This window comes from Nocardia sp. NPDC004068 (genome assembly GCF_042874315.1).
GTDB lineage: Bacteria > Actinomycetota > Actinomycetes > Mycobacteriales > Mycobacteriaceae > Nocardia.
The window spans coordinates 336582-349215 of sequence record NZ_JBIAMW010000006.1; the positions used below are offsets into that span (position 1 = coordinate 336582).

The 12634-nt window shown below is 64.4% G+C and carries 14 protein-coding genes; 9 read left to right on the plus strand and 5 right to left on the minus strand.

Features of this window, described 5'->3' with window-relative positions; all coding sequences use genetic code 11:
* The first annotated feature begins 142 nt into the window (after positions 1-142).
* The 7 genes from ACFYTQ_RS17635 (at position 143) to ACFYTQ_RS17665 (ending at position 6189) form a co-directional block, all read left to right on the plus strand.
* Positions 143-604, plus strand: coding sequence for a hypothetical protein (locus ACFYTQ_RS17635; protein WP_387361851.1), 462 nt, complete (start codon positions 143-145; stop codon positions 602-604).
* 42 nt (positions 605-646) lie between these two features.
* Positions 647-1777 carry a prolipoprotein diacylglyceryl transferase gene (gene lgt, locus ACFYTQ_RS17640; RefSeq protein ID WP_387361853.1) on the plus strand — a complete coding sequence of 377 codons (1131 nt, stop codon included), beginning with the start codon at positions 647-649 and terminating at the stop codon, positions 1775-1777.
* Between the two features lie 15 nt (positions 1778-1792).
* Complete coding sequence (locus tag ACFYTQ_RS17645; protein ID WP_387361855.1) at positions 1793-2218, plus strand: NINE protein; 426 nt, start codon at positions 1793-1795, stop codon at positions 2216-2218.
* A 121-nt stretch (positions 2219-2339) separates the two neighbouring features.
* The gene (locus ACFYTQ_RS17650; protein ID WP_387361857.1) at positions 2340-3095 is read left to right on the plus strand and encodes an amino acid ABC transporter substrate-binding protein; all 756 of its coding nucleotides are present in this window, start codon (positions 2340-2342) and stop codon (positions 3093-3095) included.
* A gap of 21 nt (positions 3096-3116) precedes the next feature.
* Entirely contained in the window at positions 3117-3785 is a 669-nt protein-coding gene (locus tag ACFYTQ_RS17655) for an amino acid ABC transporter permease (RefSeq protein ID WP_387361859.1), read from the plus strand.
* Positions 3786-3866: 81 nt separating this feature from the next.
* A complete protein-coding gene (gene pyk / locus ACFYTQ_RS17660) occupies positions 3867-5288 on the plus strand; it encodes a pyruvate kinase (protein ID WP_387361861.1) in 1422 nt (473 codons plus the stop codon).
* Position 5289: 1 nt separating this feature from the next.
* Positions 5290-6189: an acyl-CoA thioesterase gene (locus tag ACFYTQ_RS17665; protein ID WP_387361863.1), complete on the plus strand. Its 900-nt coding sequence runs from the start codon at positions 5290-5292 to the stop codon at positions 6187-6189.
* Here the strand turns inward: ACFYTQ_RS17665 and ACFYTQ_RS17670 are convergent.
* The 5 genes from ACFYTQ_RS17670 to ACFYTQ_RS17690 form a co-directional block, all read right to left on the minus strand.
* Positions 6186-6548, minus strand: coding sequence for a hypothetical protein (locus tag ACFYTQ_RS17670; RefSeq protein WP_387361865.1), 363 nt, complete (start codon positions 6546-6548; stop codon positions 6186-6188). The genes ACFYTQ_RS17665 and ACFYTQ_RS17670 overlap by 4 nt on opposite strands.
* A gap of 152 nt (positions 6549-6700) precedes the next feature.
* Positions 6701-7336 (minus strand): low molecular weight phosphatase family protein, encoded by a 636-nt coding sequence (locus ACFYTQ_RS17675; protein WP_387361867.1) that lies wholly within the window; start codon positions 7334-7336, stop codon positions 6701-6703.
* A gap of 135 nt (positions 7337-7471) precedes the next feature.
* Positions 7472-7984 (minus strand): phenylacetaldoxime dehydratase family protein, encoded by a 513-nt coding sequence (locus ACFYTQ_RS17680; RefSeq protein WP_387361869.1) that lies wholly within the window; start codon positions 7982-7984, stop codon positions 7472-7474.
* 63 nt (positions 7985-8047) lie between these two features.
* Complete coding sequence (bla, locus tag ACFYTQ_RS17685; RefSeq protein ID WP_387361871.1) at positions 8048-8911, minus strand: class A beta-lactamase; 864 nt, start codon at positions 8909-8911, stop codon at positions 8048-8050.
* A 33-nt stretch (positions 8912-8944) separates the two neighbouring features.
* Complete coding sequence (locus ACFYTQ_RS17690; protein ID WP_387361873.1) at positions 8945-9610, minus strand: HAD family hydrolase; 666 nt, start codon at positions 9608-9610, stop codon at positions 8945-8947.
* 285 nt (positions 9611-9895) lie between these two features.
* Between ACFYTQ_RS17690 and ACFYTQ_RS17695 the strand changes: the two genes are divergently transcribed.
* Both ACFYTQ_RS17695 and ACFYTQ_RS17700 read left to right on the plus strand, forming a co-directional pair.
* The gene (locus tag ACFYTQ_RS17695) at positions 9896-11407 is read left to right on the plus strand and encodes a DUF262 domain-containing protein (protein WP_387361875.1); all 1512 of its coding nucleotides are present in this window, start codon (positions 9896-9898) and stop codon (positions 11405-11407) included.
* A 1005-nt stretch (positions 11408-12412) separates the two neighbouring features.
* Positions 12413-12607: a hypothetical protein gene (locus tag ACFYTQ_RS17700; protein WP_387361877.1), complete on the plus strand. Its 195-nt coding sequence runs from the start codon at positions 12413-12415 to the stop codon at positions 12605-12607.
* Positions 12608-12634: the final 27 nt, after the last annotated feature.

Here is a 12634-nt window from a genome sequence, read left to right on the forward strand (position 1 = left end):
GTGGACTCCATCTCCAAGGTCGTCGTGCGCCGACGCCTCCACGACAAGGATCCGGACAGGGCGTGGTGGCGCAAACGTCCGGTCTCCGAGCGGGTCGCGCACGTGGAGGAACTTCGAGCCGATTACTACGGTTGGGGGCCGGATGGAACTGGACCGCGACTTCAGCGAGTTCATCGCGTCGTGCGTCGAAAATGACGTCCGGTTCCTCGTAGTCGGCGGTTACGCCGTAGCGGCCCATGGGCATCCGCGCTTCACCAAGGATCTGGACATCTGGGTGTGGCTGGATCCGGGCAATGCCGATCACCTCGTCGCGGCACTGCGCGCATTCGGCTTCGGATCGCTGGGTCTGCGTGCCGACGACTTCCTCGAAGAGGGCGTGGTCGTGCAACTCGGCCATCCGCCGAAGCGCATCGACATCCTCACTTCGGTGGATGGAGTCGAATTCGATCCCTGCTGGGACCGGCGGGAGCAGGTGACGATCGGGGATCAGGTCGTGCCGTTTCTCTCGATGGCGGACTTGATCGCCAACAAGAGGGCGTCGGGCCGTCCGCAGGATGTCGCGGACGCGGCTGCTCTCGAACAGCTCGACTCGCACGAGCCCTGACCCGGCGCCGCGGCTCGGCCGGATTCCGTTACGGTGGGGCGCGTGACTTGTGCAGTCCTGGCAGACAGTGTTGTTGCGCACGCCGGTTCGGTGGGTGTGCTGGCCTATATACCGAGTCCGCCGCGGGGGGTTTGGTACCTCGGGCCGTTGCCGGTGCGGGCCTATGCGCTGTGCATCATCGCGGGGATCGTGCTCGCGATCTGGTGGGGGGAGAAGCGGTGGCAGCAGCGTGGGGGGCAGGGCGGGGCGGTGCTGGACGTGGCCATGTTCGCGGTGCCGTTCGGGTTGGTCGGGGGGCGGCTGTATCACGTGGCGACCGATTGGCAGAAGTACTTCGGTGACGGTGGGCATCCGCTGAACGCGTTGAAGGTGTGGGAGGGCGGTCTCGGGATCTGGGGGGCGGTGCTGCTCGGCGGGGTCGGGGCGTGGATCGGGTGCCGGGTGTATCGAATCCCGTTGCCCGCCTTCGGGGATGCGATCGCGCCGCCGATCCTGCTGGCGCAGGCCGTGGGGCGGTTGGGCAACTACTTCAACCAGGAGCTCTACGGGCGGCGTACGGATCTGCCGTGGGGTCTGGAGATCTACGAGCGGTTCGGCACCGACGGGCAGCTCGACATGATGAACGGCGTGTCCACCGGCGTGGTGGAGCGGATCGTGCAGCCGACGTTCCTGTACGAGCTGCTGTGGAATCTGCTGGGCGTCGCGGTGCTGATCTGGCTGGACCGGCGCTATCGAATCGGGCACGGTCGTCTGTTCGCGCTGTACGTGGCGCTCTACACCTTCGGCCGGTTCTGGGTGGAGCTGCTGCGCGACGACGAGGCCACGCACGTGTTCGGGCTGCGCATCAACACCTACACCTCGATCATCGTATTCGTGTGCGCCATCGCCTATTTCCTGCTCGCCACCAAGGGACGGGAGACGGCCGCGGCCCTGCAACCCGGCACCGACCGGCCGTGGCCGTGGCAGATCGGGCGCTTGCGGGCGCGGGGCGCGGAAAGCGCTGCGCCCCAAGTCGATTCGACTACCTCGGGGGCGACCGCGGCGGCGACCGAGCCGGAGCCGGACATCGAGGAATCCGATTCCGGCAACGAATCCGAGCCCGGCGGCGATGAATCGGCGAGCGATGCGGCCGAATCCGATCCCGCGAAGGCGGGTGACTCCGGCCCGAAATAGCGAGGAGAACGAGCAGTGACCGATCCCTATCAGCAACAGCCCGGTTATGGCCCGCAGTACGGACCGGCGGGGACGGGGCCCGGTGCGCCGCCGCCGTACGACCAGCCGCCGTACGGCCCGGCGCCCTATCCGCAGCCGCAGTACGGGTATCCGTCCGCGGCCGTGCCGCCGGGGGTAGATCCGGCGGCGCCCTACGGGCGCAACGTGTATGGCGAGCCGTACTCCGACAAGTCGAAGCTCGTGGCGGCGTTGTTGCAGTTCTTCCTCGGGTTCTTCGGGGTCGGGCGGTTCTATCTGGGGTATCCGGGGATCGGGGTGGCCCAGTTGGTGGTGAGTGTGGTGACCTGTGGGGTGGGGCATATCTGGGGGATCATCGATGGGGTGATGATCTTGACGGGGAAAGTTCGCGATCCGAATGGGTTGCCGTTGCAGGAGAGTTAGTTCCTCGCTTCGCTCGGAAACATGGGGGAGGGGCGAGGGGATCGAATCGCGCTGAGCGCAATCCTCGGATTTCGCATCCTCATGTCGTACACTCACCTCTCCCCCGGAGAGAGGTACCCCATTGCGCCGCAAGCTGTTCGCCGCCGTGTTCGTCGTCGCCGCCGCCACGGGGCTGCTCACTGCGTGTGGGAGCGATGATCCGAACGTGTTGAAGGTGGGGACCGAGGGGACGTACGCGCCGTTCAGTTTTCAGGGTGGGGACGGGCAGCTCACGGGGTATGACGTCGAGGTCGTGCGGGCGGTGGGCGAGAAGCTCGGCAAGAAGGTCGAATTCGTGCAGACGCCGTGGGACGCGATCTTCGCGGGGCTCGAGTCCAAGCGGTTCGATCTGGTCGCCAATCAGGTGACGGTGAACGCCGAGCGGCAGAACAAGTACGCGCTGTCGCAGCCGTACACCACCTCCGACGGTGTGCTCGTCACCGGCGCGGGCAATGGGTCGATCGCCACCCTGGCCGATCTGTCGGGTAAGACGTGCGCGCAGTCCTCGACGAGCAACTGGAGCAAGGTCGCCTCGGGCGCGGGCTGCAAGGTCGAGGCCGTCGAGGGTTTCGTGCAGGCGATCCAGCTGCTCAAGCAGGGGCGAGTCGACGCGACCGTCAACGACACCCTGGCCGTCGCCGAATACACCAAGAAGACCGGCGACACCGGCGTGAAGGTCGCGGGCAAGACCGGTGAGACCAGCCACCAGGCGTTCGCCGCCCGCAAGGACGAGGGCAAACTCGTCGACGACATCAACGGCGCCCTCGACGCCCTGCGCGCCGACGGCACCCTCGCCAAGATCTCGGAGAAGTACTTCGGCACCGACGTCAGCAAGTAATCGGTAACCCTGTCAACGGGTATGGACTCCGCAACCTGGGCGCTGATCCGGCACAACCTCTGGCCGATGCTCGAGGCGACGGTCACCGAGACGTTGCCGCTCACCGCGATCAGCTTCGCCGTCGGCCTCGTGATCGCGCTGGCGGTCGCGCTCGCGCGCATGTCGCCGATCCGGCCGGTGTCCGCGGCGGCCCGGTTCTACATATCGATCATTCGCGGCACGCCGTTGCTCGTGCAGTTGTTCGTCGTGTTCTACGGGCTGCCCGAACTGAACATCGTGATCGATCCGTTTCCCGCCGCGGTCATCGCCTTCAGCCTGAATGTGGGTGGCTACGCCGCCGAGGTGATCCGCGCGTCGATTCTCTCGGTGGCCGAGGGGCAGTGGGAAGCGGCTCAGGCGCTGGGCCTTTCGCACGTCCAGACGCTCGCCTCGATCATCCTGCCGCAGGCCGCGCGCATCGCCGTGCCGCCGCTGTCCAATACGCTCATCTCCTTGGTGAAGGACACCTCGCTGGCGTCCACCATTCTGGTGACTGAACTGTTGCGGGTGGCGCAATTGGCGGCCGCGCCGACGTTCGACTACTTCACCCTCTACGGTGTCGCGGCGGTGTACTACTGGATAATTTGTTTGATACTCGGATTTGCGCAAACGCGGTTGGAAACCCGGCTCGCGCGGCACGTGGCCCGGTGACGCTCGTCATGTTTTCCTCGATTGATAGCGAAGGGTATGCCCGCTCAGCGTCCGGGCCCGGGCAGGACTAGGCTCGAGCCCGTGATGCGACGGACAAAGATTGTGTGCACCCTCGGACCGGCGACCGCCTCCGAGGACCGGCTCCGCGAACTTGTCGAAAGCGGCATGGACGTGGCCCGGTTGAACTTCAGCCACGGCGAACACGCCGATCACGCCGAAAACTACCGCAAGGTCCGCAAGGCCGCGGACCAATTGAGCCGTGCCGTCGGCATTCTCGCCGATCTACAGGGCCCCAAGATCCGCCTCGGCCGTTTCATCGACGAGCGCACCACCTGGGCCACCGGGGAAGAGGTGCGCATCACCGTCGACGACGTCGAGGGCACCCACGACCGCGTCTCCACCACCTACAAACAGCTCGCGCAGGACGCGAAGGCCGGTGACCGCCTGCTCGTCGACGACGGCAAGGTCGGCCTCACCGTCACCCGCGTCGAGGGCAACGACGTCGTCTGCCGGGTCACCGAGGGCGGCCCGGTCTCCAACAACAAGGGCGTCTCGCTGCCCGGCATGGACGTGTCGGTGCCCGCCCTGTCCGAAAAGGACATCGCCGACCTGGAATTCGCGCTGAACCTGGGCGTGGACTTCATCGCGCTGTCGTTCGTGCGCTCGCCGTCGGACGTCGAGCTGGTGCACGACATCATGGACCGCGTCGGCCGCCGCGTGCCGGTGATCGGCAAGCTGGAGAAGCCCGAGGCCATCGACAACCTCGAGGCGATCGTGCTGGCCTTCGACGCGATCATGGTCGCCCGCGGCGACCTGGGCGTCGAACTCCCGCTCGAGCAGGTGCCGCTGGTGCAGAAGCGGGCGATCCAGATGGCCCGCGAGAACGCCAAACCGGTCATCGTGGCCACCCAGATGCTCGAATCGATGATCGGCAACTCCCGCCCGACCCGCGCCGAGGCGTCGGACGTGGCCAACGCGGTGCTCGACGGCGCCGACGCGGTCATGCTGTCCGGCGAGACCTCGGTGGGCGCGTACCCGATCGAGGCGGTGCGGACCATGGCCCGCATCGTGCACGCGGTGGAATCCGAATCCTCCACGCGCGTACCGCCTTTGACGCATGTGCCGCGCACCAAGCGCGGCGTCATCTCCTACGCGGCCCGCGACATCGGCGAGCGGCTCAACGCCAAGGCGCTGGTCGCGTTCACCCAGTCCGGCGACACCGTGCGCCGCTTGGCCCGGCTGCACACGCCGCTGCCGCTGCTGGCGTTCACCCCGCTGCCGGAGGTGCGCAGCCAGCTCGCGCTGACCTGGGGCACCGAGACGTTCCTCGTGCCGCCGGTGGGTACCACCGACGAGATGATCGGTCAGGTCGACAAGGAGCTGTTGTCGCTCAACCGCTATCAGAAGGGCGACCTGGTGGTGATCGTGGCCGGGTCCCCGCCCGGTACCGTGGGTTCCACCAACCTGATTCACGTGCATCGCATCGGCGAGGAGGACCACTGAGGTGAGCAGCGCGTCACTGGGCGAATCGGTTCCGACCGGTACGAGCGACCTGGAGGTGCTGCTGGGTCTGCTGGACCTGGAGCAGCTGGGGGAGGACCATTTCCTCGGCCACCACCCGGAGAAGGTGTGGAGTCGCACCTTCGGCGGTCAGCTGGTGGCGCAGGCCATCGTGGCCGCCGGTCGCACGGTCGGACCGGAACGCCCGGTGCACGCGGTCAACGCGCACTTCGTGCGCGGCGGCGATGTGAAGAAGCCGATCGAGTACCGCGTGGAGCGCCACCGCGACGGCCGCGCGTTCGCCAATCGCACGGTCACCGCGTATCAGGACGATCAGGAGCTGTTCGTCATGCTGGCGGCCTTCCAGGACTGGGCCAAGGGCCTGGAACACGCCGCCCCCCAGCCGCAGGTCCCCGACCCCGAACAGCTGCCGCGCGTGGAGGAGTCCTTCGTCGGGCTCGAGGACCGCTTGCAGATGTTCGTCAACGCGCCGCATCCGATCGATATGCGCTACACCAACGATCCGGCGTGGGTGCTCAAGAACACCGGCGGCACACTGGAATACAACCGGGTGTGGATGAAGGCCGACGGCCACCTGCCCGACGACCCGCTGATTCACGTTGCGACACTGGGCTATTCGTCCGACACGACGGTGCTGGACTCGATCATCACCACCCACGGCCTGTCCTGGGGTTTCGACCGCATCGTCGCCGCCACCGTGAACCACTCCATCTGGTTCCACCGCCCGTTCCGCTTCGACGACTGGGCGCTCTACGCCACCCAGTCGCCGGTGGCGGCGGGCTCGCGGGGGCTGGCCACGGGCCACTTCTATTCGCGCGCAGGCGAATTGCTCGCGACGGTGGTGCAGGAGGGCGTCATCCGGCACTTCCCGCCGCGCCGCTAGATCAGTTCCCGGTTCTCCTCGAGATCGAAACTCTCGCGGTGCAGGGCGTGGATGGAATGGGGGACCGCGTCGACCGCGCAGATGCCGAGGATCAGTTTCCGTTCCAGGGTGGCGAGGTCGGCCTCGGTGAGCAGGCGCTGGTCGCCGACGAGGCTGAGGGCGATCTCGTAGGTGCGGCGGGCGCCGGGGTCGGCGCCCGGATGATCCAGGCGCCATTGGGTTTCCAGCACGGTGTGGTCGGGTTGGTCGGGGTCGACGGGCAGGGTGAACCGCCAGGCGAACACGTCCCGGTCGGCCACATGATCGTCGACGACTCGGCGCACGGTGTCGACGACGCGTTCGAGGGCTTCCGGTGTCACATAAACATGGAGCGAAACATCCGAAATGCGTTTCGGCATGTCTGAGTCCTGTTCTTGTGTCGGACCATCGGAATCGTTCCGCGGGGAGTGTAATCCCTCATTACCCGGAATGGGGAGGACACATGCGTGTCCCGCCCATGTTTCGAAACGCGTCAGGCGTGTCGGCCGATGCGCGGCAGCGGTTCGTGCGTCGGCCGGTCGTCCCGGCCCCCGGGTAACACCACCAGCCGCGGCCGCCCGCGGGTGTCGAAACCGCCGTCCTCGTGGACTCGATGCGCGTGCAGGGCCAGCATGAGCGGCACGACCGCCTCGGCGATCCGGTCGCCGGTCTCACAGAACCTGTCGGCCGACAACCCCACCGGGTCCGGGATGTTCTCCCGTCCCACGAGCGCGAGATCGTCTCGGGCCCGGTCGATCTCGGCGATGGTGCGCGCCCCGCTGACCTTCGCGATGCGGTGCGCCTCGAGCAGCGTGAAGGTGCGCCCGGCCGCGGCGGGGACGAGTCTCATGATCTCGTCGCGGATTTGCTCGGTCATCGCCAGCACGAGATCGGCGCGTTCGATCATCGCCGCTTTGAGTTTGCGGGCGCGGAAATCGTCGGCGTTCGCGCCGAGACCGGTAATGGTCTGGGCGGCAAGCGGTTCCACGCCGAATCCGACGAGGGCCCGCGTGCCCGCGCTCTCCGCGGTAAGGTCGGTCAGTCCGTGTTCGGCCGCGAGCGCGCGGGTGACACGCTCGGCGATCACCGACCTACAAACATTGCCGGTGCAGACGAACAGGACGTGCATGGCTGTTACGGTAAGCCGGGCCGGTACCCGATATGAAGGGCGATAAGCCTGCCCCGCCCGTTTTTGGTCAGATGTTCATCAATTGGTAGCGAGTTGTGTACCGGCGTTGGCCGAATGGTTGCCCGCAATTTCTTCTCATCCGGAATTATCCGGGTAAATGGCGTTTTCCGCGACGACGGGGGCGACTTTCGGATCGGCGGCCCGCACCCGGCCGCGCGTGGAGAACAATCGTCCGCGCGACGGCACCGTGGGCGCGAAGCGGGCGAGTCCGGTCGGGGTGGTCATGTCGTCGTACATGGCGTCGATCCCGCCCCGCGCGAAGTACGCCTCGTGCCAGAACCCGGTTCCGCCGGAGTCGCGCAGGAACCGCTGCCACCAATCCCGGTGCGGCTCGGACCGGGTCCACCGCTCGAGGCTGTCCAGATCGCGCCAGTATTGCCGCGCGCCCCAGTGCGGCGGGATCAGCGACCAGATGATGTCCTCGTGCGACAGCAGCCCGTCGGGCCGGTCCTTGTGCGACCGATACAGCTTCGGCCCGAGCCCGAGCAGCCGCAGCATCCCGCGCGGCTTGCGCACCCGCATGCCCAGATAGATGACGACCAGATCCGGATACGCCGACAGATCCGCCGTCAGCCGGTTCACCCGCATGTCCCGCGTGCCTCCACTATTCGTTCGCCCTACGCGGATGTACGGGGTTTCGATCCGAAAGGTTCAGCGCAGGGCGTCGGCGACGATACGGGCGGCGTCGGCGAGCAGGGCGTTGTCGGGCTGGGCTCGTTGGTCCGGTTTGACGGTGAGGACGGCGATGACGACGGGTTCGCCGCGGTCGGTCCAGGCGACGGCGATGTCGTTGGCGGAGGCGTAGTCGCCGGTGCCGGTCTTGTCGCCGACGGTCCAGGTGCTCGGGAGTCCGGCTCGGATGCGTTGTGCGCCGGTGGTATTGGCGATGAGCCAGGACTCGAGGAGGTCGCGTTCCGGGACGCCGAGGGTGTTCTCGACGACGAGTTTCCGATAGTCGGCGGCGATGGCTCGTGGGGTGGTGGTGTCGCGGTCGTCGCCCGGGATCGAGGTGTTGAGGTCGGTTTCCCAGCGGTCGGAGCGGGTGGTGTCGTCGCCGATGGTCCGCAGGAACGCGGTGAGGGCGGGTGGGCCGCCGAGGAGTTTCAGGATCTGGTTGCCCGCGGTGTTGTCGCTGCGGGTGATGGCGGCCTCGCAGAGTTCGGCGACGGTCATGCCGGTGTCGAGTCTGGTCTCGGTGGTGGGGGAGTAGGGGACGAGGTCGTCGCGGGTGTAGTGGATGGTTCGGTCGAAATAGCCTGTGGCCAAGGGGTGTTCGTGGAGGAGGGCGGCGCAGGCCAGGGGTTTGAAGGTGGAGTCGAAGGCGAAGCGCTCGGTGTCGCGGTGCGCGACGGTCTTGTCGCGGGCGGTGGCATAGACGCCGAGGCGGGCACCGTATCGGGTTTCGAGGTCGGTGAAGCCTCGGTCCGGGTGGGGATCGGTGTGTTCGCCCGTCGAGCATCCGGCCAGCAGGGCTGTCACCGCGACCAAGGCCGCGCCGGTCCATCGCTTCAGCACGCCGGGGATCCTGCCATTCCGGGCGGAAGGAGGCTAGTCGGCCAACGCGTCCCGCAGCTCGGTCATGGACTCGATGAGGGCCACCGGTTTGTGCGAAGCGAGTTCGTCTCGATCGTCACTCCCGCTCGCGAGGGCGATGGCGGGCATCCCGGCCCCGTCCGCGGCTTCGATGTCGGTGGTGGAGTCGCCGACGTAAACGCAAGTGTCCGAGTCTATTCCGAGCGTGGTCATCGCCTCGTCGAGCAGGCGAGTGCTCGGCTTCAGCCCCGAGACATCGGCGGAGGTCCGCCCGAACACGCCCGCCACGCACTCGCGCAACCCCTGTGCCCTCAGATAGGTGTCGATGGCCTCGGGGGCGTTGTTGCTGACGATCGCGACGACGCCGCGCCCGGCCGCGCGCCGGATCACCTCATCGGCCCCCGCGGCGAGCGGCGCGGAGCCCGCCGCCCGCACCTCGATGTCGGCGAGCCGGCGTTCGATCTTCGCCGCGAGGTCGGGGTTGCGGTGGGCGATGTATTCGAGGATGTCGAAGGGGTCGTTGGCGTCCGCGACCTGGTCGAGCAGCGGGGAGTTCAGGGCCGTGACGAGTTCGCGGGCGGCCTGGCGTTCGGTGAGGTGGGCGAACAGGTCGCAGACCGGGCCGTCAAAGTCGAGGAGGATATTCGGTCTTTTTGCCAGAATTTCCGTCAGCTTGTCCACGAACCCGCCCTTCGAGTCGGCTGAAATCGCTGTCCGGATCCGAGCCTAACCGCAGATGGCCGCCGCGAACCCTGGCCAGAGCGTTGTGGCTCTCAGTTCGCGGGACGCGAGCGGACCAGATCCTGGTCCAGGTACTGTAGCGCCGACGCCAACACTCCGTTTCCCTCTGGTCCTGGGCCGTATCGGCGAGCCCGACTTGAGCTTTCTCGACTGCCCGCGCGCGTTCTCACCGAACAGCGACAGGACGCAGTATTATGTTGCGACGGTGCACTGGGAGGAGATGTAGTGGCTGATTCTGCGAGCACGACTGAGCTTTCAGTTCAAGGAGAGAGTCTGCAAAAGCTGTACAGTCAATTTGTCCAAGGCCGATATCTTGTGAACCGCCGGTATCAGCGCAAGCTGGTGTGGGCCGTCGAGGAAAAAGAGAAGCTGATCGACTCCGTGCTGAATCAGTTGCCGATACCATTGATTCTGCTCGCTGAAACTATCCACGAAGGAAAGCCTCGTCTGGAAGTTATCGACGGCCTTCAGCGCTTGAATGCAATCTTTTCTTTTTTTGAAAATGAGTTTTCTTTTGAAGGGCAGTACTTCGACCTCGAAACCTTGGCGGATACGAAGTTCAAGAAGGATCGGGGCGAGTTGAAACAGCAAGGTCCGATTCTTGATCGAAAAATTTGCCTTGCCTTTACAAACTACCCGCTTCCGATATCGACTTACAGATCTGCAAGCGGCTCTTCGGTAGATGAGGTCTTTCGTAGAATCAACTCATCGGGCCGCTACCTGAGTCTGCAAGAGATTAGGCAGGCTGGCGCTACTGCTGAGATTGCTCAGTTAGTGAGAAGGGTAAGTGCCGAGGTAAGAGGGGATGCCTCTCTGAGTGACTACGTACATCTATCTGAGATGCCGAAAATTAGTATAACTAACCGCGATCTACCCTACGGGATTCGCGACACAGATATTTTCTGGGTGAAGCATGGAATCTTGGGGCGAGAGGCCGTTCGAGAATCGCGAGATGAGGAACTGGTACTCGATATCCTTCTTGATATTATTCTAGATCCGCCAGCGAGTTCCGGGAGCGAGTATCGGAACTCTGCATACGGGGACACTCCAGGTCGTGCTTCGACTTCGCAAGGTGTAGTGCAGCCCCGACTTGCGGTTATGGGCAGTAGTTATGTGCAATCGCGATTCATGGAAACGCTCGATCTGATCGACTCAGCCCTCGATGAGAAGGGGGAAGCCTTCGCGGAATGGGCTGTAGCGCAAGATAAGAATCGCGGTGTCCCGCGCCAATTCCACGCGGTGTTCATCGCGATTGATCAGCTCTTGCATGTAGAGAATCTAGTTCCGAAGAGTAATGCTGATCTGCTCGGTGCTCTTAAACATTTCTGGGGCGGGGATCTCAGCATACCAGGCGGCGGAAACTGGGGCGCGGAGCGGAAAATGGCACTATTCAACAGCGTCAAAGGAAGGCTTCGTCCGCACTTCAAGCCAAGTGTCGACGGAAAAGACGTCAAGTTGCAGGAGCAAGCGCTTCAGTTTGAGTCTACGCTACGGATGGCGTTAACTGAGGACTCCCTATTTGAGCTTAAGCAGGGCTTCTGTAAAATATCCGGTGACCGCATGTTCGATGACGAAAGCTTCGAGAAAGTCATGCGCACCGCAAGCGCGATGGCCAATCGGGGGCCAGGAACCAAAGGAATGATCTTTTTTGGCGTGGCGGACAATCTTATGGACGCTAAGGCGATCCAGCGTTTGCCGAAGTTTCCGCTCATATCCTTGACGGCAAGTTTTATGTGACTGGCACGCAACACGAGCTTACCAAAATGAATCGCTCATTAGACGAACACTTTCGATGGTTGACCGATCGAATCAGAGGATCGAAACTTGAGCCAGAATTCGCGACCAAGCTTGCGCAGACTCTTCAGCCCTTCCGCTATAAGGATTATCTCATCTGGAGGCTGGAGCCTGAAGCTGGCACGGCACCGGTGGCTTGGAACGGCGAATTCTACGATCGAGTAGGACCTCAAACTGAAAAGGTGGCGGGAGCGGGTGTTGTCACCCTCGTTCGCCGATTCGACAGTTAGTGTGCATACTCGGTTCGAGCCAGGCGCACATAAGCGCTGAGTCATTTTAGACGAGTCGTAGAAGAGCGGGCAGCGCACGGTTCCCGTCGTGCCTTGCTTCGCTCTGATGCGACCGATGCGCTGCGCCGGCGGTGTTGTTTGAGGTCGCTCTGCGCGACCGTGGGTTACGAGGTGATGGCAGAAATCGCATTAGCGGAGGGACGTAGCTGAACAGAATGGAACTTGATTCCAAAGATGCAGAGTTCGTCTCGTGGTGAAATCTGGACGACGTAGGCCAAGCTTGGGTTCGACGATGAATTGCTGCTGGTCTGGCTGTGCCTAGCCAAACCCGCGATATTTCTTAAGGATTCTCCGCCGAATCTCCGCTGGATTGCAGAGCCACTCGGAATAGGAAGGCGTCATAGCGGTCCCGCGGATACGAGCATCTGAAACCATGATTGTTCGGGCTTCCGCTGTCACATACTGCTGACGAACCGTTTCGATGAGTTCTCCGGTGTCGTCTTCAACCATGCTGTGTCTGTGGGCGCTGGGAGCCGATCGGAAACGGCGAGGGAACTCGACCGAGCGCTCGACGGGCGCGGTGTGGACGCGCTGCTGTTCCTCAGCCACCAGGGGGCCATCGGGAGTCCAGCGATTTCCGCTGGGTGTTCGATCAGGCTGCGGCGACGGTGGGGCTGGAAGGCCTTGTGCCGCATCGGCTCGCTATACCGCGGCATCGTTGGGAATCAGCGCGGGCGCGAATATCAAAGTGGCGCAACGGATGCTGGGCCACAAGACCGCGACCATGACGCTGGGCCTCTACGGTCATCTGTTCTCGGACGACCTCGCCGCCGTCGCTGAGGGGATGGACGTCGGGGCGCGCGCCGCGGTGGAGCAACTGCGGACCGCTGCGGACGCTCTGCGGACTGCTTGAGATGTCCTGGGGGAGGGCGATGACCAA

Excerpts from the sequence above, each read along its gene's own strand:
- ACFYTQ_RS17635 (WP_387361851.1), top strand. The coding sequence starts at position 143 with ATGGAACTGGACCGCGACTTCAGCGAGTTCATCGCGTCGTGCGTCGAA.
- ACFYTQ_RS17655 (WP_387361859.1), top strand. The coding sequence starts at position 3,117 with ATGGACTCCGCAACCTGGGCGCTGATCCGGCACAACCTCTGGCCGATG.
- ACFYTQ_RS17675 (WP_387361867.1), bottom strand. The coding sequence starts at position 7,336 with ATGCACGTCCTGTTCGTCTGCACCGGCAATGTTTGTAGGTCGGTGATC.
- ACFYTQ_RS17680 (WP_387361869.1), bottom strand. The coding sequence starts at position 7,984 with ATGCGGGTGAACCGGCTGACGGCGGATCTGTCGGCGTATCCGGATCTG.